We start from the raw sequence: 26,543 nt of genomic DNA, 5'->3' as shown, positions 1-26,543 counted from the left end.
TGCCCTACCCCAGGTCGCCGCCGGCCACCGGGAGGATACTGCCGGTCAGGTAGGACGCCTCGTCCGAGGCAAGGAACACGATGGGCGCCGCCTGCTCGTCCAGGGTGCCGTACCGCTTCATGAACGAGGAGTCCACCGTCTGGTCCACGATGGTTTGGTACCAATCCTTCTCGGTGGCGGATTCGGCCTCCGGCCCGCGCTTGACCTTGCGCGGCGGCGCTTCCGTGCCGCCGGGGGCGGTGGCCACCACGCGGATGCCGTGCCCGGCCACCTCCATGGCCAGCGACTGGGTCAGGGCGTTCACGCCACCCTTCGCCGCGGCATAGGGCACCCGGTGCATTCCCCTGGTGGCTACCGAGGAGACGTTCACGATCGTGCCGGACTCCTGCTCCATCATGGCCGGCAGGACTGCCCGGCAGGTCCAGAGCGTGGGGAAGAGCGAGCGGCGGATTTCCTTTTCGATCTTCTCCTCGTCGTACTCCTGGTACGGTCGGGCCCAGATGGTCCCGCCCACGTTGTTGACCAGGACGTCCACGCGCCCGTGGGCCGCGAGCGCGGCCTTGATGGCCTGGGTGGCGCCGGCGAAGGTCTCCAGGTCCGCGGTGACGGACGTGGCCGACCCGCCCGACCCGGACGCCTTGGCGGCGTCGTTGATGCCGCGGGCAACGTCGTGGACCAGGTCCGCGCGGTCCACCAGGACCACGGCGCCGCCCTCGGCGCCGATGCGCTCGGCCACCTTCTGGCCGATCCCCTGGGCAGCACCGGTGACGACGGCGACCTTGCCGCCGAACCTGCCCGGGGTCACGTATTGCCCGGCGTACGGCGCAGCCATCAGTGTGCGCCCTTGGCGTCGATGGCACCGACCATGGTCCCCTTGGCATCCTGGGCGTGGGCCATGATGACTTCGCGCAGCCTGGCTTTGTCCCCGCGTTCAAAGGCGTCGACGACGTCGAGGTGGTCCTGCGTGACGCGCTCGAAGATCGGCGTGCCGGCTTCGAAGGCGGCGGCCATCTGGGCGTGGACGTCCAGGCGGCGGTAGGACTCCAGGAGCATCGGGTTGTCACAGATCGTGAAGAGGTACTCGTGGAATTCCTCGTTGGTGCGTGCAAACGCGTCGGGATCGGTGATGTTTCCGGCCTGCACCGAACCGGCGGTGGCTTCGGCCAGGCGGCGGAACTGGCGCAGCTGCTCCTGGCTGAGCCGTCCCAGCAGCAGTTCGCTGACCGCAAGCTCCAGGCCCATGCGGGCGTCCAGCTGGGCGAAGCTGTCCTCCTTGCGGAAATCCAGCCTGCCGGTCTCCAGCGAGGACACGGCCTCGCCGCGGGTCATGGTGTCGCCATCGGCCTGGATTTTCTCAACCGGAGCCGGGGCACCCGTTTCGGCGTCGCCGCCGGTGGTTTCCTTCGGCGCGAACCGTTCGAAGTAGAAGTTGGCGGGCTTGATGCCTTCGGTGTCCAGCCACTTGGAGACGGCGTTGACCATGGGCGGCGGGCCACAGAGGTAGATGTCCACGTCGCCGTCGTTGAGGTGCTTCGGTTCGATGATCTGGGTGACGTAGCCGGTGTGCGGGGCGGAGGTGCCGGGCTCGGAGGCGATGTAGTCCCAGGTGAAGCCGGGCAGTTTCGCTTCGTAGGCGCGCAGCCAGCCCAGGCCCACGATGTCGGCCTCGCGGGTGAGCCCGTAGATCAGGTGGACCGGGGTGGAGGGCGGGTTTTCGGCGAGCTTTTCCAGGATGGACAGGAGCGGGGCCAGGCCGGTGCCGCCGGCCAGGAGCAGCAGGGGCCGCTTGGGCTCGCGCAGGAAGAACGATCCGTACGGGCCGGTGAAGTTGATGGTGTCACCCACGGCGGCGCGGTCGCGCAGGTACTCGGACATGGCACCCTGCGGGGTCACGCGGACCATGAAGGATGCATCGTCCACCTCGGGGCCGCTGCTGAAGGAGTAGGAGCGCTCGGCGTCGGTCCCGGGGACCTTGAGGTTGACGTACTGGCCCGGCAGGAACGCCAGGGCGTCCCTGTTCTCCACCTCGAGGGTGAAAGAGACCGTGGTGTCGGTATGCCGGTTGAGTTCCTTGATGGTGGAGCTGAAGGTGGCGGCGGCCGTCTTGGCCGACTCGGACGTGGCCGGGATCTGGATGGCCAGGTCCGACTCCGGGACGGCCTGGCACGTCAGGAGGTAGCCCTTTTCGAGCTCCTCTTCGGTCATGGCGTCATCGATGAAGTCGCCCGGGTCGAAGGATCCTGAATCGCAGAACGCCTTGCAGGTGCCGCACGCGCCGTCGCGGCAGTCCGACGGAATGTTGATCCGCGCCTTGTAAGCCGCGTCCATGACGGTCTCATAGTCGCCGACCTTGATGACTTTGGTAACGCCATCTTCGAAGCTGAGGGCTACTTTGTGGCCCATGGGGTCCTCCTGACTGGGCGGGCGCGTCGTCGCGTCCGGGGAAAGTTCTGGCGTGCCCGGCGGGCACGGAATGGGACAGGCCGTGCGGCGCCCGGGTAGTCCGGGCGCCGGCGCGGGAGGTCAGATCATGTAGACGTCCACCACGTGGTGGATGTAGTCGTTCTTCAGGACGACCTTCTTCTTCAGGATCACCGGCTGGGGGCCGGAAAGGTCGATCGTGTAGAAGCTGGTGCCGAAGTACGTGTCCGTCGTGTTGTAGCGGAAGTACAGGGTGAACCAGTTGAAGCGCACCTCCACCTTGCTGCCGTCGTTAGACAACACTTCGACGTCGGTGATGTTGTGGCCCGTTCGCGGCTCGGGGAGGGAGGTGGCGGAGGACCTGTCGGTCTTGATCCGGAATACCCGGTCCTCGATGCCGCCCCGGTTGTCGTAGTAGATCAGGGAGATCTCGTTCTGGGGGTCCTGCGTCAGCTGGTCGTCCACGTCCCAGGCCGGCATCCAGAATTCGGAGTCCGGGTGGTAGCACTCGAGCCATTCATCGAACTGGCGGTCATCCAGCAGGCGGGCTTCCCGGTACAGGAACGCCCGGACCGTTTCAAGGGTTGCGGTCTCCTCCGCGGTCTTCAGGACCGGGGCGGTGTGGGTCAGGTTGGTCATGGGTTCTGCGCTCTCTTTGGTTCCGGCGGGCTCTCAGGCGGTGACGGGAACGGATTCCAGGGCGGAACGCTCCTCTTCCTCCGCCAGGGCCCGGTCCATGACTTCCTTCCAGTACCCGTGCTGGATGGGGTAGAGCCCTTCGTCTTCGGTGCGCACGCCGGAGGCGATCACCCGGGTCATGCCCAGGGCCTGCGCCTGCTCGTCCGGACCGGTGATCTCGTGGGTGGAGCCGCGCGTCATGTCGTTCCACGGGGCGCTGGTGGCCCAGTAGGTCTTGTTGCAGGAGCGGAATTCCTCGAGGTCGTCCGGGGTGGCCATGCCCGTGGCGTTGAAGAAGTCCTCGTATTGGCGGATGCGCTTGGAGCGGTTCTCCTGGGACTCACCCTTGGGGGCGATGCAGTAGATGGTCACCTCGGTCTGGTCCGCGGAGATCGGCCGGAAGTGGCGGATCTGCGAGGAGAACTGGTCCATGATGTACACGTTCGGGTACAGGCAGAGGTTGCGCGAGATGTTGATCATGAAGTTCGCCATCTCCTCGCCGTACTTGGCCACAAGCTCGTCGCGGCGGTCCCAGAGCGGACGGTCCTCGGGGTTGGTCCATTCCTGCCACAGCAGCAGGTGGCCGTGGTCGTAGGAGTAGAAGCCGCCCTTGACCTTGCCCCACTTGCCGGCGTCCATGGCCTTGGTCTTGTTGGCGGAGTCTCCGGCGCTGCGGCGGGCGGTGGTGGCTGCGTAGTTCCAGTGCACGGCCGTGACGTGGTAGCCGTCGGCGCCGTTCTCGGCCTGGACCTTCCAGTTGCCGTCGTAGGTGTAGGTGGACGAGCCGCGCAGGACTTCCAGGCCTTCGGGCGACTGGTCGACGATGGAGTCGATGACCTTGGTGGCATCGCCAAGGTGTTCCTCGAGCGGGAGGACGTCAGCCTTCAGCGAGCCGAACAGGAAGCCGCGGTAGGACTCGAAACGGGCCACCTTGGTGAGGTCGTGCGAGCCTTCCTTGTTGAAGGTCTCGGGGTAGCCGGCGTTCCGTGAGTCCTTGACCTTCAGCAGTTCCCCGGAGTTCTTGAAGGTCCAGCCGTGGAACGGGCAGGTGAAGGTGGTGCGGTTGTCCGCCTTGCGGCGGCACAGCATGGCACCGCGGTGCGAACAGGCGTTGACCAGGCAGTTCAGCTTCCCGTCCTTGTCCCGGGTGATCATCACGGGGGTGCGGCCGATATACGTGGTGAAGTAGTCGCCCACGTTGGGGATCTGCGACTCGTGGGCGAGGTACACCCAGTTGCCTTCGAAGATGTGCTTCATCTCGAGTTCGAAGATCTCCTGGTCGGTGAAGATCTCGCGCTTGGCCCGGATGACGCCGTTCTCGCGGTCGTCGATCACGGCGTCGGCAAGGACCTCGCGGGCATGGATCAGGTTCTCGGTCATGGCGTGCTCCTTCATTGGAGATTGCTGGACGGACAGGCGGAGGTCCACTCGGGAAGAGGCTTCGGCGGCGGACGTTGTCCAGCAATTCTTGCCGCTCGTGATTGGCCTCACATCAGGCAAATACCTAGGTTCCACCAAGGGTGTCTTTATGTACTGATAATGACTCAAAAGGAGCCTAGTTGATATTTGTAGCGTCCTTATCTGCGGCCTACGATTGAGACCGAGATCACGCGGTGCCGAGCAGGGCAGGTGGAACGTCCCGCCCCGCAGGCCGCGTGGGGAGCAGGAGCCCTTCCTGTCCCATTCAATGAAGAAGGTGGACACCGTCATGACCCAAACCCCAACGGACAGCCGCACGGAAAACGAAGGCACCGCCGTCGAAGCAGGCTCCAAGGCAACCGAACGCTTCGCCGCATCGGGCAAGCTCGCCCAGGTGGATGTACCCAAGGAACGGGTAAGCCTGCTGGCCGGCGCGCTGATCAAGGCCGCCAACGACATCGTCGTCGAACACCAGGTCACCTACGAGGAATACAACGCCCTCAAAGCCTGGCTGATCAAGGTGGGCACGGACGGTGAATGGCCGCTGTTCCTCGACGTCTGGCTGGAACACACCGTTGAGGACGTGAACTCCCAGGACCGCCCCGGCACCGTGGGCACCATCGAGGGTCCCTACTACGTTCCCGGTTCCCCGGAACTCCAGACGCCCGCCACCGTGGAAATGCGCGACGACGAGGAGGGCACCCCGCTGCGGTTCACCGGCCAGTTCACCGACACCGAGGGCAACCCGATCCAGGGTGCCCAGGTGGAAATCTGGCACGCGGACGCCGCCGGCTTCTACTCCCAGTACGCCCCGGGCATGCCCGAGTGGCTCTTCCGCGCCACCGTCAAGGCCGCGGACGACGGCCGGTTCGAAATCAACACCATGCGTCCGGCGCCCTACCAGATCCCCACGGACGGGGCCTGCGGGCAGCTGATCAGCGCCGCGGGCTGGCACGCCTGGCGTCCCGCGCACATCCACATCAAGGTGTCCGCACCGGGCTACGAGCCGGTCACCCAGCAGCTCTACTTCCCCGGCGATCCCCACAATGCTGACGACATCGCCTCGGCAGTGAAGCCTGAACTGATGCTGGACCCCCGCCCCCGTACCGACGGAAAGGGCGAGGAAGTAGTTTATGACTACGTCCTGGCCAAGCAGGGCCAGAAGAAGTAGCACGCAAACTGGGAGATACCCCCACACGGAGGCGCTCCGGAGCTGATGCTTCGGAGCGCCTCCGGTCTTTCCGCCCCAGCCAGGAGCCCCGATGAGCCACCCCCGCCAACATCCGACCGCAAGCTCTGTTGAGCCGGCCCCGCCGGCGCCGGAACCCCTGCTGGAGCGGCCGGGGGTCCGGCCCGCAGGCCCGCGGCGGATTCTTCGCGATCTGGGTCTGTCCTATGTCTCCAACGGGGCCATCGGGCTCATTTTCGCGGCGTCCGGACCCATCGCCGTCACCCTGGCCGTCGGAACAGCGGGCGGCCTGACCCAGGGCCAGCTGTCGTCGTGGGTTTTTGGCATCCTGTTTTCCGGCGGGGCGGCCACGCTGCTGATGTCCCTCATTTACCGGCAGCCCCTGGGTTTCGCCTGGTCCATCCCCGGCACGGTACTCCTGGGACCTTCGCTTCAGCACCTGGCCTTCGCCGAAGTCGTCGGGGCCTTCTTCACCTCCGGCGTGCTGATCCTCGCCCTGGGCGCCACCGGCGTGGTGCGCAAAGCCATGGCGCTGGTGCCCATGCCGCTCGTGATGGCCATGGTGGCCGCGGTGTTCCTGAAATTCGGCACAGACATCGTTGCCTCCACCCAGGACAATCCGGCCGTGGCTGCACCGATGGTGGCCGCATTCCTGGTCCTTACCGCAGTTCCCAGGCTTGGCAGGTACCTGCCGCCGGTCCTGGGCACCCTGGTGGCAGGCTGCGTCGCCGTGGCGGCCAGCGGGCAGTTCAACCTCCCACCCGGCGGACCGCTCCTGGCCACCCCGGTCTTCACCGTCCCTGCATTCACATGGGCGTCCCAGCTTGAACTGGTGGTTCCCCTGGCCCTCACCGTGCTGTTCGTCCAGAACGGCCAGGGCATCGCCGTCCTCCGCGCCGCCGGCCACCGTCCGCCCGTGAATGCCTTCGCCATTGCCTCCGGCGCCTTTTCGGTGCTGAATGCCGGTTTCGGCGCCGTTTCGGCCTGCGTGACAGGTCCCACCAACGCCCTGTTGACGTCGTCCGGGAAGAGGGAGCGCCAATACACGGCGGCCGTGGCGTACGGCCTGCTGGCCCTGGTGTTTGCAGCGTTTGCCCCCACCCTGACCCGGCTGATGCTGGCCGCGCCCAAGGAGTTTGTCCTGGCGCTGGGTGGCATCGCGATGCTGCGGGCCCTTCAGCAGGCCTTCGTGACGGCGTTTGCCACCAGCTTCACCCTGGGTTCGCTGGTGACGTTCGTGGTGACCATCTCAGGCATGAACCTCTTCAACATCCATGCAGCGTTCTGGGGCCTGGTGATTGGCTACGGGGTGTCCCGCCTGCTGGAGCGCGCCGACCACGCCCAGCCCTGATACCGTGCTGACCGCCCGCTGGCCGGGACCCGGAAGTGCGCGCACGGCCGTCAGGCAATAGTCTGGCCAGATGGGGACCAATGCCGTGACTTCCGGCGAACAAGTGGACAGGCAGGCCCGCATTCTCGAAGCGGCAATGGACCTGCTGTCCCGCCACGGGATTTCCGGCGTGAACATGCGCGCCGTCGCACGCGAAGCCGGCGTGGCGCTGGGCCTGGTCAACTACTACTACGACGACAAGACCACCCTGATCCGTGCCGCCCTGCGCCGCGTGGATGAGCATGACCTTTTACTCGTCGCCCCGGACCCGTCGGTGGCCCCGGATGAACAGCTGCGCCGGGCGCTCCGGCGCGTTGCCGGAGCTGACCTGCTGACCACGCGGTACCTGTCCCTGCGACTGCACCTGTGGGCCCTTGCCCAGGCGGACGAGGACTACGCGCAGATCAACGCGGCCGCGTTCGACCGGTACATCGACGGGCTCGCGGCCCTGGTGTCCAGCGCCATGCCAGGGCTGGCCTGGGAGGCATGCAGGGAGCGCGCCTCGGACATTGTGGTCATCCAGAACGGGATGTGGCTGACCGCGCTGCTGGGGGTGGACAAGGCCTCCATCCAGCGGAGCATCGCACGCACGGAGCAGATCGCGTTCGCACAGGTTCCGGACGAAAACGCCGGCGGCCGGGTTACCTTCCGGCCCTGAAGCACCCACTCCAAGGGCAACAGTAGCGGCGCAAGAAGCATTGAACAAGTGTTCAAGAAATCTATTGAACACCTGTTCAACTTGCACTACTGTCCTTCCTATGACTTACGCCACACAGGCCCAGGAAGCCGCCCCGAGCACCGAAACCAAGCCTGCCTCCTCCCTGTTCATCAACGGCAAATGGGAGCCAGCGGCGTCCGGCGCCGTCCGTGAAATCCGCAACCCCGCAGACGGCGAGCTGGTGGCCACCGTCTCGGAGGCGGGCCGGGAGGACGCCGAACGCGCCATCGCGGCGGCCCGCGCCGCCTTCGACTCCGGCGTCTGGTCCAGCGTCCCGGCACCGGAGCGGGGCGCCTTCCTCCTGAAGGTCGCCGCCGGGCTGCGGGAGCGACGGGAAAAGTTTGCCCGCGCGGAATCGCTGGACACCGGCAAGCGGATGGTGGAAAGCCGCATCGACATGGACGACATCGCCGCCTGCTTCGAGTACTTCGGCCGGCTGGCTGGGCAGCAGGCGGGCCGGGTGGTGGACGCCGGGGACGCCGCCGTCGTCAGCCGGATCGTCTACGAACCCGTGGGCGTCTGCGGTCTCATCACGCCGTGGAACTATCCCCTGCTCCAGGCAGCGTGGAAGATCGCGCCTGCGCTGGCCGCCGGCTGCACCTTCGTCCTCAAGCCCTCCGAACTGACGCCCTCCACCAGCATCCTGGCCATGCAGCTGCTGCAGGACCTCGGCCTGCCGGACGGGGTGGCCAACCTCGTCACCGGTGCCGGCGCCCAGGCGGGCGCCCCGCTCTCGGAACACCCCGACGTCGACCTTGTCTCCTTCACCGGCGGCCTGGAAACCGGCAAGCGCATCGCCGCGGCAGCCGCCGCCACCGTCAAGAAGGTGGCGCTGGAGCTCGGCGGCAAGAACCCCAACGTGGTGTTCGCCGACGCGGACTTTGACGCCGCCGTCGACAACGCCCTGAACGGCGCGTTCGTCCACTCCGGGCAGGTCTGCTCCGCCGGCGCCCGGCTGCTGGTGGAGGAATCCATCGCCGAACGCTTCGTGGACGAACTGGTCCGCCGGGCGAAGGGCATCCGGCTGGGCGGGCCTTTCGACGACGACGCCGAGACCGGCCCGCTCATTTCCGCGGCCCACCGGGACAAAGTCAGCGCCTACGTCCAGCGCGGCATCCAGGAGGGCGCGCGGCTCCGCACCGGGGGCGCGGCACCTTCCGGGGAGAAGTACGACGGCGGTTTCTACTACCAGCCGACCATCCTGGACCAGGTGCAGCGCGGCATGTCCGTGGTCACCGACGAGGCGTTCGGCCCCGTGGTGACGGTGGAGACGTTCCGCACCGAGGACGAGGCCGTGGCCACCGCTAACGACACCATTTACGGACTGGCCGGCGCGGTGTGGACGCAGGATGCCGGCAAGGCGCAGCGCGTGGCCTCACGGCTGCGGCACGGCACGATCTGGATCAACGACTACCACCCCTACCTCCCCCAGGCCGAGTGGGGCGGCTTCGGCCAGTCCGGCGTCGGCCGCGAGCTGGGCCCCACCGGCCTGGCCGAGTACCAGGAAGCCAAGCACATCTACCAGAACACCAGCCCGCAGGTGACCGGCTGGTTTGCTGACCACGGCAAGGAGAACTAGATGCACTACGACAACATCGAGGACCTCAGCGAGCGCTCGTTCGATTACATCGTCATCGGCGGCGGATCCGCCGGCGCCGCGGTTGCCGCCCGCCTGAGCGAGGACCCGGACGTGACCGTGGCCCTGGTGGAGGCCGGTCCGGACGACCGCAACATCCCCGAGATCCTGCAGCTGGACCGCTGGATGGAGCTGCTGGAATCCGGCTACGACTGGGACTACCCGGTGGAACCGCAGGAAAACGGCAACTCCTTCATGCGCCACGCCCGTGCCAAGGTGATGGGCGGCTGTTCCAGCCACAACTCGTGCATCGCCTTCTGGGCGCCACGGGAGGACCTGGACGAATGGGAGTCCAAGTACGGCGCCGCCGGCTGGAATGCCGACGCGGCCTGGCCGCTGTACAAGCGGCTGGAAACCAACGAGGACGCCGGCCCGGACGCACCCCACCACGGGGACTCCGGCCCCGTGCACCTGATGAACGTGCCCCCGGCGGATCCTGCCGGCGTCGCTCTTCTGGACGCCTGCGAGCAGGCGGGAATTCCCCGTGCGAAGTTCAACACCGGCACCACCGTGGTCAACGGCGCCAACTTCTTCCAGATCAACCGCCGGGCGGACGGCACGCGCGCCTCCAGTTCCGTCTCATACATCCACCCCATCATCGACCGGCCCAACTTCACCCTGCTGACCGGCCTCCGCGCCCGCCAGCTGGTGTTCGATGCGGCCAAGCGCTGCACCGGCGTGGACGTGGTGGACTCGGCCTTCGGCCGCACCCACCGGCTCTCCGCACACCGCGAGGTGGTCCTGTCCACCGGCGCCATCGACTCCCCCAAACTGCTCATGCTCTCCGGCATCGGACCGGCAGCACACCTTGAACAGCACGGCATCGACGTCCTGGTGGACTCCCCCGGCGTGGGCGAGCACCTGCAGGACCACCCCGAGGGCGTAGTCCAGTTCGAGGCAAAACAGCCCATGGTGCAGACCTCAACGCAGTGGTGGGAGATCGGAATCTTCTCCCCCACCGAGGACGGCCTGGACCGCCCCGACCTGATGATGCACTACGGTTCCGTCCCGTTCGACATGAACACGCTGCGGCACGGCTACCCCACCACGGAGAACGGCTTCAGCCTCACCCCCAACGTCACGCACGCCCGTTCCCGCGGCACCGTCCGGCTGCGCAGCCGCGACTTCCGCGACAAGCCGATGGTGGACCCCCGCTACTTCACGGACCCCGACGGCCACGACATGCGCGTCATGGTGGCCGGCATCCGCAAGGCCCGTGAAATCGCCGGCCAGCCCGCCATGGCGGAATGGACCGGCCGGGAACTGTCGCCCGGCATCGAGGCGCAGACGGATGAAGAGCTGCAGGACTACATCCGCAAGACCCACAACACCGTTTACCACCCGGTGGGCACCGTCCGCATGGGCCCGGCCGACGACGACATGTCGCCGCTGGATCCCGGGCTGCGGGTCAAGGGCGTCACCGGCCTCCGCGTCGCCGATGCATCCGTCATGCCCGAACACGTCACCGTCAACCCCAACATCACCGTCATGATGATCGGCGAGCGCTGTGCCGATCTGATCCGCGCGGACCGCACGGTCGAAGACGCCATGGAAGAAAAGGAGCTCACCACATCCCTCGCCTGAGCGGCAGGTCTTAGGGGGCCGCACTTCCCCAACAGCGGCGGCCCCCACAGAACGTTATCTCGCCGCACCCCAGGGCGGCCGTTCCCATCGTGCTTTTCTGATCTAGGAGTCCATATTGGAACCCAGCAAGAGTATTGATTCAAGCGGCATGGATGAATTTGGCTACACCCAGACCCTCGACCGGAGCATCGGCAAGTTCGCCAGCTTCGCCGCCGGTGTCAGCTACATCTCCATCCTCACCGGTGTCTTCCAACTGTTCTACTTTGGCTTTTCCATGGCCGGCCCGGCGTACGCCTGGTCCTGGCCCATCGTGTTCGTTGGCCAGCTGATGGTGGCCCTCTGTTTCGCCGAGCTGGCCGGCCGCTACCCGGTTGCGGGCTCGGTCTACAACTGGGCCAAGCGGCTGTCCTCCGGGACCTCGTCCTGGCTGGCCGGCTGGCTGCTGCTGCTGTCCTCCATCATGGCCCTGGGCTCGGTGGCCCTGGCCCTGCAGATCACCCTTCCGCAGCTGTGGTCCGGCTTCCAGTTCGTCGGCGACGGCACAGGCCCCTATGACTTCGCGATGAACGGGGTGGTCCTGGCCACCATCATGATCACCATCTCCACCCTCATCAACGCGTTCGGCGTGAAGCTGATGACCCGGATCAACAGCATCGGCGTCTTCGTGGAGCTCATCGCCGCCGTGCTGCTGATCCTCGCACTGGCCTGGCACGTGGTCCGCGGGCCGGAGGTCTTCTTCCAGACCAACGGCTTCGGCGAGGGCAAGGACCTGGGCTTCTTCGGCGTCTTCCTGATCGGCGCCATGGCCTCCGGCTACGTCATGTACGGCTTCGACACCGCCAGCTCCCTGGGCGAGGAAACCAAGGACCCCAAGAAGACCGCACCCAAGGCCATCCTGCGCGCCGTCACGGCATCATTCCTGCTGGGCGGGGGGATCCTGCTGTTCGGCATCCTGGCCGCACCGGACCTCACAGACCCGCAGATCGGCTCACCCGACGGCGGCCTGCAGCACATCGTGCTCTCCGTCCTGGGCGGCCCGTTCGGCAAGGCCTTCCTGGCCTGCATCGTGGTGGCCGTGGTGGTCTGCACCCTGGCCGTCCACGCCGCCGCCATCCGGATGATGTTCGCCATGGCCCGTGACAACAACCTGCCCTTCAGCCGGCAACTGGGCAAGGTGGACCCGGTCCGCCGGACCCCCACGGTGGCAGCGATCGTCATCGGCGTCCTGGCCGTGATCCCGCTGCTGGTCAACGTGATGCAGCCGGCCATCTTCACCATCCTGTCCAGCATCAGCATCGTGCTGATCTACCTGTCCTACCTCCTGGTCACGGTCCCCCTGCTCCGCAATCGGATCCTGAAGAAGTGGCCGCTGGTCGCGGACGGTTCCGAGCCCGGGTTCAGCATGGGCAAGTGGGGGCTTCCGGTCAACATCCTGGCCGTCCTGTGGGGCGCCGCCATGACGGTAAACCTGGTCTGGCCCCGCCCGGAGATCTACAACTCGGTGCCGCCGTTCGAGTGGTACCTGCAGTGGGGCGGGGTCTTCTTCGTTGCCGCCGTGGTGATTGGCGGGGCCCTGCTCTACCGCCTGAAGATCCGCCACCAGACCGGGGTGCTGGCCGAGCACGCTGCCGCAGTGGCCGCCCATCCGTCGTCCAATGACCCGCGGTACGACGCGCCGGAGGAAGCGGTGCCGGCCAACGCGGTCATGGCAACCGAAAGCTAGCAGCACCACAGCAGAAGGGGTCGACGGCGGCACTCACCCGAGTGCCGCCGTCGGCCGTTTGACGTTCAGGGCGCCTGCACAGGGTCAGGGCCCGCGTCACACAACGGAACGGCCATCCGCTCCGGACCTCCAACGCCCTACCCTTGACAGGTGACATTGACTAAACTCCGCACCGCGTCCGCGGGCTCCCTCGCCGCCGCAGGCCTCCTGCTTACCCTCGCCGCCTGTTCCACGCCTGCCGCCACCCAGCCAAGCTCCTCCGCACCCGCGTCAGCGGCTTCATCGAGCGCCAGCGCCGCTTCAACCTCCGCCGGCCCCTGCGCCGGCGTGAAGGTCGTCGTCGATTCGGGCGCCCTGAAGCAGTCCGCCGCCGACACCTCCACCTGCGTGTCCGTGGACGGACCCACCGTGGCATCGGACGTGCTGGGCAAAGCCAACGTGAAGATCCAGGGCACAGCCAAGTACCCCACGAGCTTCGCGTGCCGCGTCAACGGCGTGCCCGCTGCGGACTTCGACATCAAGCACAAGGGCGGCACTACCCGCGAAGCGTGCGATGACACCAACACGGTCTCTTACTGGGCCCTCTGGGTGAAGCCCGCCGCCGGCACGTGGGCCTACGCGCAGGAAGGCCTCGACAGCCTCAAGCTCAGCCCCGGCGAAAGCCTCGAACTGCTCTACACCGTGGACAACGAACCGGCAGCACCCGCGTCATGACCTTGCGGCCCGCGCCGTTGCGCGCAGCAGCGGTTCTCGCTGCTGTGTTCATCGCGGCGCGGGTCGCCTACCGGGTCCTTTTCAACGGGACAGGTACCGGCAGCCCGGTCCTGCTGGACCTGCCGCCGCTGCGGCTTCCGGCTCCGTACGCCCATGTGGTGTTCCTGGGCCCGGTCACCGGTCCGGGGCTGTGGGCAGCGGTGCTGTCCGCATTGCCCATCGCCGCGACCATTCTCGCGTTCGGCCTGCTCAACGCCTGGGTGGATGTGTCCCGGGGCTTTGTCCGCCTTGCCCGCGGCGGCCCCCTGCAGGGCGTGGCGCGGATGCTGGTGGTGGCGTGGGCGGCGCTCCCGGCGCTGGCCGACGCGGTGGCCTCGGTTCGGTTGGCCTTCCGGTTGCGGGGCGAACGCTTCGGCCCGCGCGCCTTGGTGCCCGTGCTCGAACGGACCCTGGAACACGCAGGCCGCATTGCCGCGGCGCTGGAGCTGCGCGGCTTCGGCAGCCGGGCAACACACTCAGGAAATCACGACGACGGCGCGCCGCTTCTGGTGCGCGGTGCACAGTTCGGCGTCGCTGACACACGCATCAGGGTTGATTCGTTCGCGCCGCCCGCCGGGTCCGTCACGGTGATCACCGGGCCCACCGGATCCGGTAAGTCCACCATCCTGCGCGGCCTCGCGGGCCTCCTTTCGCACGTGGACGGCGGCGGGCTGTCCGGCACCGTACGGATTGCCGGGACGGACCGTGCCTCCGCTCCCCCGCGCGACACCGCGGGTTTAGTGGGCGTCGTCCTCCAAAACCCGCGCGCAGCCTTCGCCACCAGCCGGGTCCGGGATGACATCGCCCTGGCGCTCGAGCTCCGCGGCGTGCCGTCGGCCGCCGTGAAGGCCCGGGTCCTGGCGGTGGCGGAACGGATCGGGGTCGCCGCGCTGCTGAACCGGGAAGTCAGCACCCTCTCGGCAGGTGAAGCAACGCTCGTGGCCATCGCCGCCGCCGTCGTGGACCAGCCCAGGCTGCTGCTGGTGGACGAGCCGCTGGCCGACCTCGACGCCACGGCCCGCAGCCGCGTCATTGCGGCGCTCAGGACCCTGGCCCGCGAAGACGGCGTGTGCGTCATCGTGGCCGAGCACCGGGCCGGAGCGCTGGTGCCGGTGGCGGATTCCTGGTGGACCCTCGAGGACGCCGCCCTGGTGCGGGGCACCGCTCCCGCCCCCTCCGCTCCTGCCCATGCCCGGCCCGTTGTCTTCCCCGCCCACAGCCATGACCCCGTGCTGACGGCAACCCACCTCGAGGTGCACCGGAAGGGGACGCCGCTGGTCCGCGACGCTTCCGTGGCCCTGCATCGCGGCGAGATCGTGGCGCTGGTGGGGCCGAACGGGGCCGGGAAGTCTTCCCTCCTGGTGGCGCTGGCCCTCCCTGAAGCCAAAGGCGCGGTGGAAACGTCCGACGGCGGCCGGGTCGCCCTGGTGCCGGACGCCTCCGATGACCTTTTCACCCGGGATACCGTGGCGGGCGAGCTGCGGGCGGCGGAACGGCGGCTGGCGCGCAAAAAACACGGCGCGGCGGTTGCTGCCGGTGCCGCGGCGGCCCGCGTTGCCCGGCTTCGGGGAGACGTTCATATTCCGGTCGGGAACGGGCATCCGCGGGACCTCTCCGCCGGCGAACGCAGGATCCTGGCCATCGCCCTGCAGACCATGGACAGCCCCGGGGTGCTGCTGATTGACGAGCCCACCCGCGGACTCGATCCGGCCGCACGCGCAGCGGTGACGAACGCCCTGCGCACGGCGGCAGTGGACGGCGCGGCGGTCCTGATCGCCACGCACGACCTCGACTTCGCGCACGGCCTGGGTGCCCGCATCCTGCCGATGCGTGACGGCGTGGCACCATCCCTGGAACCTGTCGCTGCCCCGGAACCGTATGTCCCGGCACCCCCTCCCGCTTTTGCCGGAGCCCAGGCTGGGGCGTCCCCCGCTGAACAGGAAGATGTACCGGGCGCCACGAGTCCACACCGGGTCCGGATGCCGAGGGGCGCTGAACTCGCGGTCCTCGCCGTCGCCAACCTGCTCGCCCTCGCCGCGTTCTGCTGGCCGTTGCTTGCCGCGGCCCTCCCCCAGGACGCTGCCGCCGCAACCCCTTACGCGGCGCTGGCCATTGCACCCGTGGCCGCGGTCGCCGTCGTGCTTTCCCTGGACGGGTCGGTGCGTTCGGCACACACGGTGGCGCTGCTGGGCGTGCTGGCTGCCGTCGGTTCGGCGGTGCGGGTGGCGAGCACCGGCGTCGGCGGCGTGGAAGCGGTCTTCATCCTGCTGATCCTGGCGGGGCGTGCATTCGGTGCCAGGTTCGGCCTGCTCCTCGGGGCCGCCACGATTGCCATCTCCAGTGCGCTGTGGGGCGGGATCGGACCGTGGACGCCGTTCCAGGTCTTTGCCTGCGCGTGGGTGGGTGCGGGAGCCGGGTTGCTGCCCCGCCGGGTGCGCGGCAAGGCGGAGTTGTGGATGCTGGCCGCCTACGGCGTGGTGGCGTCCTACGTGTTCGGGCTGCTGCTGAACCTGTGGTTCTGGCCCTTCGCCGTGGGCGTCGGCACAGGCATTTCCTACGTTCCGGGCGCGCCGCTGGGCACCAACCTCAGCAGCTTCCTGCTGTACTCGCTGCTGACCTCGACGGCGGGCTGGGACACCCTGCGCGCCGTCACCACGGTGATCGGCATCGCGGTGGTGGGCCGGGCGGTGCTCGCCTCACTGCGGCGGGTGAAGCCGGTGTCCGGTGCGGGCGGGGCTGCCGGGGCGGACGGCCAGGCCGCCAGTGTGCCGTCACCGCTGGTGCGGGACCGGCGCCAGCTCACACCGTAACGCAGACAGGTTGCCTCCAGCCAACGAATTTGTGACACTGTTGTCCTCTGTTCCCCAGTGTTAGGCAATGTTTTGACGGGCATTTCAGGTTTCGCGACGCAATCCGCGCGCTGACACTTCCCTGATGCCCCAAGGGCCGGCAAGTTCAGCGCTTCACCCGCTGAAACCACCCGGAGCCCGATGCCGATCCACGGCTTTCTTTCCCCTGCACTGATTTCCTGCCCCGCAGCATACGCCTGCCCATGCCCCAGGCCGCCGTGGCCGCCCACCGCCACGCCCCGTCCGCCCTAGGACCCGCGCTCTACGGACCTGACCTTGGCGAACCGCGGCCCAGCCGCCCAACATCCTGTTTTGGGAGCACCATGCCTGCAACAAAAAATCCATCCATCGTCCTCACGGACGTGCATTTCCGGTGGCCGGACGGCTCGCCGGCTTTGTCCGGGATATCCGGGAGCTTCGGGCCCGGGAAAACCGGGCTCGTCGGAACGAATGGCTCCGGGAAGTCAACGCTGCTGCGACTCGTGGCGGGGACCCTCACACCGACGGCCGGCAGTATCACCACGGGAGCCGACGTCGGCTACCTTCCGCAGACCCTGACGCTGCACCACGATGCCACCCTGATGGAGCTGCTCGGGATCAAGGACAAAGTCCGTGCCCTGCGGGCTATCGAATCCGGTGACGCAGCGGTGGAGCACTTCGATGCGTTGGGCGACGACTGGGACATCGAGGCCCGTGCGGACGAGGCGCTGGAGGGGATCGGCCTGGCCGGCGTCGGGCTGGACCGGCGCGTGGGCGAACTGTCCGGCGGGGAAGCCATGCTGGCCGCCATCTCCGGGCTCCGGATCCGGCGCACCCCCATCACCTTGCTGGATGAACCGACGAACAACCTGGACCGCCGGGCACGCTCGGCGCTCGGACGCATACTGGCCGACTGGCCGGGCAGCCTGGTGGTGGTCAGCCACGACCTGGCACTGCTGGAACTCATGGACAGCACGGCCGAACTGTATGAGGGAGGGCTCACGGTGTTCGGCGGCCCCTACAGCGAGTGGCAGGCGTACCTGGACAGCCAGCAAGCCGCAGCCGCACAGGCAACCCGTGCCGCTGAACAACTGGTGAAGAAGGAAAAACGGCAAAAGCAGGAGGCGGAATCGAAGCTCGCCCAACGGGCCAGGACGGGCCAGGCCAGCTACGACAATAAGAAGGGATCCAAGATCCTGATGAACCAGCGGGCCTCTGATGCCCAGGTCTCAGCCGGACGAATGCGTTCCGGCATGGACGCCAAAGTGCAGGCCGCGCAAGCGGCCCTGGACGCCGCCGCAGCGAGGGTGCGGGACCAGGAGCGGATATCCCTGAACCTTCCCGACCCGGACGTTCCGCGCGGCCGGCGGATCGCGGAACTGCGGGGCACCAACCGCTCCTTCGTGGTGCAGGGCCCGGAGAAGGTGGCCATCACCGGACCCAACGGCGCCGGCAAGACCACACTGCTGGAACGCTTGATGGGCGGTGTCCCGTGCATCGAGGGCGAAGCCGGTGGAAGCCTGCTGACGGACCGCGCCGGCTACCTGCGTCAACGGCTCGACGGGCTGCGGGAAGAGGCCACAACCCTCGAAAACGTGCAGGACGCCGCGCCGGACGTGCCTGCGGGCGATATCCGCAACCAGCTGGCCCGGTTCCTCCTCCGCGGCGACAGCGTGAACCGGCCGGTGCACACACTCTCAGGCGGTGAGCGGTTCAGGGTTTCCCTGGCCCGGCTGCTTTTCGCCGACCCGCCGCCTCAAGTCCTGATCCTGGATGAGCCAACCAACAACCTGGACATCCGGAGCGTTGACCAGCTGGTGGAGTCGCTCGGGGCCTACGGCGGCGCCGTCATCGTGGTCAGCCACGATGACGCCTTCCTGGACCGGCTGGACCTGGACCTCATCCTCGGCATGGGACCAGACGGGTCGTTGACGGAGCTGGCCTCGCTGCCTGGCGCGGAATGACAAGAGCCCGGCGCCGCTTCCGGCGCGGACGGCCGGGCCGGCGCCAGCTCACACCTTGAAGTACTTGGCCTCCGGGTGGTGGAACACGAACGCATCGGTGGACTGTTCCGGGTGCAGCATGAGCTCGTCGCTCAGGACCACGCCCATCCGTTCGGGCTTCAGCAGCTCGGTGACCTTGCGGCGGTCCTCCATGTCAGGGCAGGCGGGGTAGCCCAGAGAGAAGCGGGCGCCGCGGTAATCGAGCTTGAAATACCCTGCCGTGTCCTTGGGCTCCTCGGCCGAGAAGCCGAGCTCCTTGCGGATCCGCGCGTGCCAGAACTCGGCCAGCGCCTCGGTCAGCTGCATGACCAGGCCGTTGAGCTCGTAGTAGTCGCGGTACTGGTTGGCCGCGAACATCTTGGACGTGAACTCCTCGATCTTGGAGCCGGCGGTGACCAGCTGTACAGGCAGCACGTCGATCTGTCCCGATTCGCGGGACTTCACGAAGTCGGCCAGGCACAGGTGCCGGTCGCGACGCTGGCGCGGGAAATCGAACCGCAGCCGGTCGCTGCCGATGGGACCGCCTGAACCACCGTCCGGGGCGAGCAGGCCCGCCTGGCCCAGGACGCCGTCGGGATCCTCGCCGTGGTGCAGCACTACCACCTGTTCGCCTTCGGAGACCACGGGGAAGTAGCCGTAGGCTACCGAGGCGTCCAGCATGCCCTCTCCCAGGATGCGGTCCAGCCAGTAGCGCAGGCGTGGCCGGCCTTCGAGTTCCACCAGTTCCTCGTAGGAGGCGCCGTCCTCACCGCGGCCGGGCTTGAGGCCCCACTGCCCCATGAAGGTGGCGCGCTCGTCGAGGAAGGCGGAGTAGTCGTGCAGCGAGACGCCGCGGACAATCCGGGTGCCCCAGAACGGCGGCGCGGGGACGGGGTTGTCGGTGGTGACGTCGGACCGGCCGGGCATGGCCTCCGGCTCGGTGATGGTGAACTTCGCCCCGCCCTTGTGGATGCGCTTCTTCAACGGCGGCAGGCCGACGTCGTCCGGTGATTCACCGCGGGCCACGCGGACCAATGGTTCCATGAGGGACAGGCCCTCGAAGGCGTCCTTGGCGTAGCGGACCACGCCGTCGAACTGCTCCGCCAGGTCCTGCTCCACGTAGGCGCGGGTGAGGGCCGCGCCGCCCAGGATGACCGGCCACTTCTTGGCCAGGCCGCGGGACTGCAGCTCCGCGAGGTTTTCCTTCATCACCACGGTGGACTTCACCAGCAGGCCGGACATGCCGATCACGTCGGCGTTGTGCTGCTCGGCTGCTGCGATGATCTCGGCGATGCCCTGCTTGATGCCGATGTTGATGACCTTGTAGCCGTTGTTGGTGAGGATGATGTCCACCAGGTTCTTGCCGATGTCGTGCACGTCGCCACGCACGGTGGCGATCACCATGGTCCCCTTGCCGGAGGAGTCCGACTTCTCCATGTGCGGTTCGAGCAGCGCGACGGCGTTCTTCATCACCTCGGCGGACTGCAGCACGAACGGCAGCTGCATTTCGCCGGCGCCGAAGCGTTCGCCCACCACCTTCATGCCCTCGAGCAGGTGGTCGTTGATGATGCCCAGCGGGGTCATGCCTTCGCTGCGGGCCAGGTCCAGGTCTGCTTCGAGGCCCTTGCCTTCGCCGTCGATGATGCGCCGTTCCAGCCGCGCGCCGGTGGGCAGGGCCGCGAGTTCGGCGGCGCGCTGGTCCTTGAGCGCTGCGGTGTCGACGCCGGCGAACATGTCCAGCATTATGGCCAGGGGGTCGTAGGTGGTGTTGCCGTCGGCGTCGTATTCGCGGCGGTCCCAGACGAGGTCCAGGGCCACCTTACGCTGCTCATCGGGGAGGGAGGCGAGCGGGACGATCTTGGCGGCGTCGATGATGCCGCTGGTCAGGCCGGCCTGGACGGCTTCGTGCAGGAACACGGAGTTCAGGACGATGCGCGCGGCGGGGTTCAGGCCGAAGGAGACGTTGGAGACGCCGAGGGTGGTGTTGATGCCGGGGTATTTGGCGGTGATCTGGCGGATGGCCTCGATGGTTTCGATGCCGTCGCGGCGGGTTTCCTCCTGGCCGGTGGCGACGGGGAAGGTGAGGCAGTCGACGATGATGTCCTCGACCCGCATGCCCCAGTCGCCCACCAGGGCGTCGACGAGGCGGGAGGCGATGGCCACCTTGCCTTCGGTGGTGCGGGCCTGGCCTTCTTCGTTGATGGTCAGGGCGATGACGGCGGTGCCGTGTTCCTTGACCAGGGGCATGATGCGGGCGAAGCGGCTGTTGGGGCCGTCGCCGTCCTCGTAGTTGACGGAGTTGACCACGGGGCGGCCGCCGATGAGTTCCAGGCCGGCCTGCAGGACGGGCGGTTCGGTGGAGTCGATGACCAGCGGGAGGGTGGAGGCGGACGCGAAGCGGGAGACGATTTCCTTGACGTCCGCGACGCCGTCGCGGCCCACGTAGTCGACGCAGACGTCCAGCAGGTGCGCGCCTACGCGGATCTGTTCGCGGGCGATGTCCACGCAGTCGTCCCAGCGTTCCTCGAGCATGGCCTGGCGGAAGGCTTTGGAGCCGTTCGCGTTGGTACGTTCGCCGATGGCCAGGTACGCGGACTCCTGGTCGAAGTTGACGTGCTGGTAGAGGGAGGCGACGCCGGCCTCGCGCTCGGTGGGGATTCGTGCCGGCGCGTTGCTTGCCTTGGCATCCACGGCTTTGGCGCGGAAGGGCGCAAGGCGTTCGACGACGGCGGCCATGTGCTCCGGCGTCGTACCGCAGCAGCCGCCCACCAGGCCCAGGCCGAATTCGCGCACGAATTGTTCGTGGGCGGTGGCGAGCTCGGTGGGGGTGAGCGGGTAGTGTGCACCGTTGGCGCCGAGGATGGGCAGGCCGGCGTTGGGCATGCAGGCGATGGCGACGGAGGACTGCTTGGAGAGGTGGCGCAGGTGCTCGCTCATCTCGTCGGGGCCGGTGGCGCAGTTCAGGCCGATGGCGTCGACGCCGAGCGGTTCCAGGGCGGTGAGCGCGGCACCGATTTCAGAGCCCATGAGCATGGTTCCGGTGGTTTCGACCGTCACCTCCACGAAGATGGGGAGGCGGACGCCGCGGGCGACGATGGCCTGCTTGCAGCCGTTGACTGCGGCTTTGGTCTGCAGGAGGTCCTGGCTGGTTTCGATGAGGAAGGCGTCCGCGCCGCCGTCGATGAGGCCCTCGGCCTGGAGGGCGAAGGCCTGCTTGAGGTAGTCGTAGGTGGTGTGGCCGAGGCTGGGGAGCTTGGTGCCGGGGCCCATGGAGCCGAGGACCCAGCGCATGCGGCCGTCTGTTGCTTCCGCCGCTTCGGCGCGTTCGCGGGCGATCTCCGCGCCCTTGCGGGCGAGCTCTTCGATGCGGTCATCGATGCCGTAGTCGGAGAGGTTGGACCAGTTGGCGCCGAAGGTGTTGGTTTCCACGGCGTCGATGCCGGTGGCGAAGTAGGCGTCGTGGATATCCGCGACGACGTCCGGGCGGGTGTCGTTGAGGATCTCGTTGCAGCCTTCCAGGTTCTGGAAGTCCGTGTCCAACTGCAGGTCACGGCCCTGGAGCATGGTGCCCATGGCGCCGTCGGCAATGACCACCCGGTGGTTCACGGCATCCAGGAGTTCCTGGGAACGGGCGGGGCGGGGGACGGACTCGATGTCCAGTGCGAAACGAGGCATTTAAACAGGTTACGGGCGGGGGCGCCTGCGTTGCGCTGTGTGTCCGTGTACTACGGGGGGTGTTAAGGCTCTCGTTGTCTCTCAGCGGGGCACCCCTCGACTACAAGTGGTTGGGCTTCCTCATTGGATTCCGGCAGATGTTCGACCTGCCGATAGGCCACTTAGCTGGCAACACGCTGCTGATGGGAAGAGCTTCGATCCATGTCCGCTGCCGAGGGGGTCGCTTGGTTTAGCTGCCATTTGAGTCGACCACGCGGCGGGCTACCAATGCAGCAGTTGGTGACTTACTTTGACCAACTACTCGCGGCGGTTAGCGGACTACTGAAACTACCTGCCGGATTCATCATGGGCGTGAAGCGCACCCACCGCTAGTCGAAAGCCCAATCCTGTTCATTGGACACAGTCGCCAGCGTCTTAGGGCGGTAGCGGCGCTGCACTTCCAAAACGGCACGCGATACAAGCTCGGGAGGATATGCCCTTGGTTCGTTGAGAACCTTTTCTGCGCTCTGGACTCGTAGGCGGGATTCGAGCAAGTGTATGTGGGTACGATACGTCGGCCCGCGTCGATCCCTTCGTAACTGGGTAAGCCGTTTCGCCCATGCGAGTGCCTCCTCCTGATCCTTCCAGGAGGGCAGCTCATCAATGTTCTCGAGATCTCGCTGATGCTTAAGGAAGGCGCGTAGGGGTTCTGTGCGCTCCTGCTTGGTTGAGTAGCGGAGGTTCGATGATTCGGCTCTAAGTGCCACCGCGACCAGAAGTGCTGTCCGATTAGAGAATGGCTTCAGGTCAACCTCAGATAGCTTTTTTCGGTCTGCCCGAAGATGGCGAGAAGAAGCAGCGGCTGCAATCGTTGCTCGAAGAGCGTCATACTCGTATTCGCTAAGTGCGTCCACAATGGCATTTGTTTCGCTGGCGAGCTCGTAGAGGTTCTGGCCACTTGACCACATCAAGACAAGACCAGCCCAGAATCTGCGCTCCAGCGAAGAGGATGCATGTTCGAGCTGCTCAAGCCACCATGTGGCTCCGCCCCGCCGAAGGCGAGCCGCACGAGCTCGCGCGCAGACGGGGACTCCTGAGTCAAAAAGCCGATTCGAACCGTCGGGGAGCTCCATAGCCGTTCTGATGCCAGCCGTCCGAATGGCAAGCGACATCGTCGCCCAGGTATCTCCGAACTGTTGGCGTGCGATCTCGGCGATTGAGGTCCAAAGCTCTGGGGATCTCCGCTGATCGAAGGTGTCGTCGACACTGTCGAGGGGTATCGTCCCGACTGCGTCAACAAAAGTTCGCACGGCTGCCGGCACGACATCCTTATCAGGAGTTTTCAGGTCAAGGCCTTCGAGCTCACCCAGTCTCCTCAATCCCATGTACGCGGCTGGCGAGTTGCCAAGAAGATCAGCGAACACGGCCAGCAACGAGGCGTGGTGGCCGACACCTTCAACCAGGCCGTCCAGGACTCCGCTAGTGAACTCCTCAACCAGACTTGGTATCTTCGCGGCGGCTGTAGGTTCGCTCCAGAGCAATTCGGAGCTACGGAGCAGCAGTTGATCGCGTTCCGGATCGTCTTCAGTGATCAGTTGCCACAGCCGTTCTGGGGAGAGAGCTGCGCTTGCCCCAGTGCGGAACATTCGGATCAACTGGTAGGTGCGATCTTCGCCAGTTCGATCAGTCAGCAACTCGCAAAACTCGTGACTTAGGTCGCGGCCACCATTCATCCTCAGCACACGGCACAGGGCTGATGTTCGAATGTCGACAGGCCATGTTTTGAGCTGCTCGAAGATGCGAGCACGCAAAGTGTCTCGGCCGCACTCGATATCTAGGGTTAGCTCCTCGCCCCCTCGCCCCTCTCCCGCAATCAGAAGATGGGTCCCGTCTTCGTCGAAGATGGCGCGGATCAACTGATCCTGCGGGTACTTGACGTTGCTGAACACCCAATCTTGGAGGAGTGATAGGCCGACCCGCCGCGCATGGCTTGCAACCGCAAGGTCACCGGTCTTGATCATCTCCTCGAGACTCAAAACGAGGGTTCCTGTCTCGCCCCGCTCGCAGGAGCCTGCGTAAAAACGACATACATTCAACCAGAATGGATTCGCTGCAAGCGCTTCAAATCGCTGTGCCCTATCCCCTCGGAGGACCCGGTCGCGGTAAGTACCAACCGGTGCGGTCGAGTAAAGGTACTGGGCGCAGTAGAACTCACGTAACGGCTGCACCTCGAACTCATAAAGCCCTTCGATGCGCTCAACTAAGATGAAGATACGTTCCAGGCCACCCCCAAACAGATCATCGGCGATCTCGACCGCGTGCCCTCCGGCGCTAAGGTACTTCCTTGCCAGATCCTGTAAACCTTGCACGGAGATACTTCCCGCCGTCTTAGAGGACTCCGCTTGGGTTTGGAGGACCCATGCTAAGTGCTGGATGAATCCCAAAAGCACAGCCCGGTTCTCGCGAACACGCACCGACTTATCAGCCTCACGAGTAAGGAACAAGTCGACGTACCGACTATACAAATCGGTGCGCTGATCTGGGAGAGAGTGTCCAACCTGATGGATCAAACTCAACAGGATCGTGAGTTGCATCGGGTTTCGAGTTAGATCCCGTATATGGGCAAGCTCGAGCTTCTCGCTGAGAATCTTCCTAACGTCTCGTTGCTCTGACTCATCAAGACCACGCGCCAGGACCCACCTGTTGGCGTAGTCATAGATGCGCTCAGAATCGATGTTCTGCAGGGTCAGTGTCACAAACCCAAACTTTTCGAAACTTGGTGCGCGTCCGAATACAGACGGCCGGCTTGTAACTACGACTTGCAAGTCGGCATGGAATTCGCCCCAACGGGCAAGCGCTTCACCTATGGACGCCACGAGTGCTTCGCGAGCAGAGATGTCGGCCACCTCGTCGAGTCCGTCGAGAAACAACAACACTGGTGCGTTCTTCAGCAGTGACAGGACGTCGTGAGCCTTGAACTCCATGCCCCCGGAGCTGGATCCGATAAGTTGCGCCAGAAAGACGTCGAGCGTTCGTGGTTGCGACGGTAAGGACGGAGATGCAAACGGCGAGTTACCCTCAAGGAATGCTGCATAGTCGCGCAGATCGACCTTGAGGGGGACTCTAAACGCCGTTTGCCGGTTGGCTTCCGGAACCCGATCCAGAACGTCCTGCTTCTGTAAATAGCGCGCCCTATGCATCTGACACACATACTGTCCAAGCGTTGACTTACCCTGGCCGGGGGCACCTTCGAGGACAACCAGTCTCAGATGCTCCTGCGCTGCACTCCCCAAGAGGACCTCGGCGGTGCCGAGGTTCAATCGCTGAAGTGGGTCAGACCTCGATCCGATAAAGACCTCGCGGCCACCACTTTCAACGTCAACGTAGAACTGGCGGTCCGATCTACTTAAGGCAGAGAAGAAGGCTCGCAAGTCGTCCCTAGACGATCCGCGGGTGGGCCTGCCGAATAGCTTGTGCGGGAACCCTACGGGTACATCAATGAATAGGTCGAGGAGGTCATTGGAAAGACTGACCTGCTTGAACTTTACAGTCTTGTCCGACTCGAACTGCGCGGCGATAAAGCCACGGATTGCATCCTGCTGACGCTCCTGGTCTGAACCGAACACAGCGCCGAGCGCAACCTCGATCCCGTCCTCGAGGCTGAGCAATTCTGAATACTTTAATTTCAGGGAAACCGAAGCACTGTCGAACCGTCGGTCGATCTCATCGCGCCAAAAGCATGTAGCCGGAATCGGCAGGTTCTCATCTAGCCACTTCTGCACTTTGTCGATGCGACCAACGTCTTCATGGGCAGTACCTCGCGCGTTGGTCGCAATGATGTAGCCTTCGGCGCCCCTCTTCGCGAGACGGAGGATCTTCGGGAGTTCATTCTCCAGTGCTTCGATCAGCCAGTCAGCGTTCTCCTCCTCATCCGCACGCTTGAACTTGACTTGGAGTACGGTCTTGGTTTCCGGATCCCAGCCGTCACGGCCGCCATCAGGCTGTCCAACCGGAAAACACTGAAGCTTAGGAAAATCAGCCGCGAGCAAGGACTGACAAAGGTGCTGAAAACGTTCAGCATTGCTGTTCTCGTAGAGGTACCCCACGCGTCCTCAATCCCCCCTGCCGAACAGACGACCGTCTGTCGTCGGCATTACCGCGCGCATCCATCCGATCCGCTTTTATCCCAGCTTATCCATAGCACATTATCTTCTGAGCACGAGGAGAACTGGGCGTGCCGCCTTTACTTCAACGGAGGATGGACATCCGCGAGGTGCAAGCCATTGTCAGGCGTAACGTGATTTCCGGACACAACCGTGGTGCGGACTTAGAGCCCAGCCTGACGTCATCGGAACGTACATCGGTGCAAAGCAGCGAGCTCACTCCCCGATGCATCTATTCTCTGACTCGGTTTGTCCGAGGGCTCCTGTGATTTCCATGGGTGAGGGAAAGGCTGCTCTTTCCTCTGGTGGCAAAGTTACTCAGGTGTATGAGGCTACGGCCACTGGTTGGGAAGATCTGTTGAGAGCAGAGCGCACAATTGGCTCCTATTGAACCAAGACAAGGAT

At 65.8% G+C, this 26,543-nt stretch carries 15 protein-coding genes; 9 read left to right on the top strand and 6 right to left on the bottom strand.

Annotated features, from left to right (window positions below):
- Positions 1-4: 4 nt before the first annotated feature.
- The 4 genes from NIBR502771_RS06640 to benA all read right to left on the bottom strand — a co-directional run bounded on the left by NIBR502771_RS06640 (position 5) and on the right by benA (position 4,479).
- Positions 5-832, bottom strand: coding sequence for a 1,6-dihydroxycyclohexa-2,4-diene-1-carboxylate dehydrogenase (locus tag NIBR502771_RS06640; RefSeq protein ID WP_141159040.1), 828 nt, complete (start codon positions 830-832; stop codon positions 5-7).
- On the bottom strand, positions 832-2,403 hold the full coding sequence (benC, locus tag NIBR502771_RS06635) for a benzoate 1,2-dioxygenase electron transfer component BenC (protein WP_141159039.1): 1,572 nt from the start codon (positions 2,401-2,403) through the stop codon (positions 832-834). Before benC ends, NIBR502771_RS06640 begins: the two co-directional genes overlap by 1 nt.
- 120 nt (positions 2,404-2,523) lie before the next feature.
- Positions 2,524-3,060 carry a benzoate 1,2-dioxygenase small subunit gene (gene benB, locus NIBR502771_RS06630; RefSeq protein WP_141159038.1) on the bottom strand — a complete coding sequence of 179 codons (537 nt, stop codon included), beginning with the start codon at positions 3,058-3,060 and terminating at the stop codon, positions 2,524-2,526.
- Positions 3,061-3,093: 33 nt separating this feature from the next.
- A complete protein-coding gene (gene benA, locus NIBR502771_RS06625) occupies positions 3,094-4,479 on the bottom strand; it encodes a benzoate 1,2-dioxygenase large subunit (protein WP_141159037.1) in 1,386 nt (461 codons plus the stop codon).
- Between the two features lie 328 nt (positions 4,480-4,807).
- On the opposite strand from benA, the gene catA reads away from it, so the two are divergent.
- From catA to NIBR502771_RS06580, 9 genes are all read left to right on the top strand, one after another.
- Positions 4,808-5,689, top strand: coding sequence for a catechol 1,2-dioxygenase (gene catA / locus NIBR502771_RS06620; protein ID WP_141159036.1), 882 nt, complete (start codon positions 4,808-4,810; stop codon positions 5,687-5,689).
- A gap of 91 nt (positions 5,690-5,780) precedes the next feature.
- Complete coding sequence (locus NIBR502771_RS06615; protein ID WP_141159035.1) at positions 5,781-7,058, top strand: benzoate/H(+) symporter BenE family transporter; 1,278 nt, start codon at positions 5,781-5,783, stop codon at positions 7,056-7,058.
- A 70-nt stretch (positions 7,059-7,128) separates the two neighbouring features.
- Complete coding sequence (locus NIBR502771_RS06610) at positions 7,129-7,755, top strand: TetR/AcrR family transcriptional regulator (RefSeq protein WP_141159034.1); 627 nt, start codon at positions 7,129-7,131, stop codon at positions 7,753-7,755.
- A gap of 100 nt (positions 7,756-7,855) precedes the next feature.
- Positions 7,856-9,394: an aldehyde dehydrogenase family protein gene (locus NIBR502771_RS06605; RefSeq protein ID WP_141159033.1), complete on the top strand. Its 1,539-nt coding sequence runs from the start codon at positions 7,856-7,858 to the stop codon at positions 9,392-9,394.
- On the top strand, positions 9,395-11,035 hold the full coding sequence (locus NIBR502771_RS06600) for a GMC family oxidoreductase (RefSeq protein ID WP_141159032.1): 1,641 nt from the start codon (positions 9,395-9,397) through the stop codon (positions 11,033-11,035).
- 148 nt (positions 11,036-11,183) lie between these two features.
- Entirely contained in the window at positions 11,184-12,758 is a 1,575-nt protein-coding gene (locus NIBR502771_RS06595) for an APC family permease (protein WP_246839831.1), read from the top strand.
- A 156-nt stretch (positions 12,759-12,914) separates the two neighbouring features.
- Entirely contained in the window at positions 12,915-13,472 is a 558-nt protein-coding gene (locus tag NIBR502771_RS06590) for a hypothetical protein (RefSeq protein ID WP_141161439.1), read from the top strand.
- On the top strand, positions 13,469-16,321 hold the full coding sequence (locus NIBR502771_RS06585; RefSeq protein ID WP_141159030.1) for an ATP-binding cassette domain-containing protein: 2,853 nt from the start codon (positions 13,469-13,471) through the stop codon (positions 16,319-16,321). Before NIBR502771_RS06590 ends, NIBR502771_RS06585 begins: the two co-directional genes overlap by 4 nt.
- Before the next feature lie 362 nt (positions 16,322-16,683).
- Entirely contained in the window at positions 16,684-18,303 is a 1,620-nt protein-coding gene (locus NIBR502771_RS06580; protein ID WP_141159029.1) for an ABC-F family ATP-binding cassette domain-containing protein, read from the top strand.
- A gap of 48 nt (positions 18,304-18,351) precedes the next feature.
- Here the strand turns inward: NIBR502771_RS06580 and metH are convergent, their stop codons facing one another.
- Both metH and NIBR502771_RS06570 read right to left on the bottom strand, forming a co-directional pair.
- Positions 18,352-21,996 carry a methionine synthase gene (metH, locus tag NIBR502771_RS06575; protein ID WP_141159028.1) on the bottom strand — a complete coding sequence of 1,215 codons (3,645 nt, stop codon included), beginning with the start codon at positions 21,994-21,996 and terminating at the stop codon, positions 18,352-18,354.
- A 368-nt stretch (positions 21,997-22,364) separates the two neighbouring features.
- Positions 22,365-26,081: an NACHT domain-containing NTPase gene (locus NIBR502771_RS06570; protein ID WP_141159027.1), complete on the bottom strand. Its 3,717-nt coding sequence runs from the start codon at positions 26,079-26,081 to the stop codon at positions 22,365-22,367.
- Positions 26,082-26,543 lie beyond the last annotated feature (462 nt).

Origin of the sequence: Pseudarthrobacter sp. NIBRBAC000502771, assembly GCF_006517215.1 — a bacterium.
Classification (GTDB): domain Bacteria; phylum Actinomycetota; class Actinomycetes; order Actinomycetales; family Micrococcaceae; genus Arthrobacter; species Arthrobacter niigatensis.
Note: the sequence above shows the minus strand (reverse complement) of the source record. Positions and strands in the feature narration are given on the sequence as shown.

Excerpts from the sequence above, each read along its gene's own strand:
- NIBR502771_RS06580 (WP_141159029.1), top strand. The coding sequence starts at position 16,684 with ATGCCTGCAACAAAAAATCCATCCATCGTCCTCACGGACGTGCATTTC.
- NIBR502771_RS06605 (WP_141159033.1), top strand. The coding sequence starts at position 7,856 with ATGACTTACGCCACACAGGCCCAGGAAGCCGCCCCGAGCACCGAAACC.
- catA (WP_141159036.1), top strand. The coding sequence starts at position 4,808 with ATGACCCAAACCCCAACGGACAGCCGCACGGAAAACGAAGGCACCGCC.
- benC (WP_141159039.1), bottom strand. The coding sequence starts at position 2,403 with ATGGGCCACAAAGTAGCCCTCAGCTTCGAAGATGGCGTTACCAAAGTC.
- NIBR502771_RS06615 (WP_141159035.1), top strand. The coding sequence starts at position 5,781 with ATGAGCCACCCCCGCCAACATCCGACCGCAAGCTCTGTTGAGCCGGCC.
- benA (WP_141159037.1), bottom strand. The coding sequence starts at position 4,479 with ATGACCGAGAACCTGATCCATGCCCGCGAGGTCCTTGCCGACGCCGTG.
- NIBR502771_RS06610 (WP_141159034.1), top strand. The coding sequence starts at position 7,129 with ATGGGGACCAATGCCGTGACTTCCGGCGAACAAGTGGACAGGCAGGCC.
- metH (WP_141159028.1), bottom strand. The coding sequence starts at position 21,996 with ATGCCTCGTTTCGCACTGGACATCGAGTCCGTCCCCCGCCCCGCCCGT.
- NIBR502771_RS06640 (WP_141159040.1), bottom strand. The coding sequence starts at position 832 with ATGGCTGCGCCGTACGCCGGGCAATACGTGACCCCGGGCAGGTTCGGC.
- NIBR502771_RS06585 (WP_141159030.1), top strand. The coding sequence starts at position 13,469 with ATGACCTTGCGGCCCGCGCCGTTGCGCGCAGCAGCGGTTCTCGCTGCT.
- NIBR502771_RS06600 (WP_141159032.1), top strand. The coding sequence starts at position 9,395 with ATGCACTACGACAACATCGAGGACCTCAGCGAGCGCTCGTTCGATTAC.
- NIBR502771_RS06595 (WP_246839831.1), top strand. The coding sequence starts at position 11,184 with ATGGATGAATTTGGCTACACCCAGACCCTCGACCGGAGCATCGGCAAG.
- benB (WP_141159038.1), bottom strand. The coding sequence starts at position 3,060 with ATGACCAACCTGACCCACACCGCCCCGGTCCTGAAGACCGCGGAGGAG.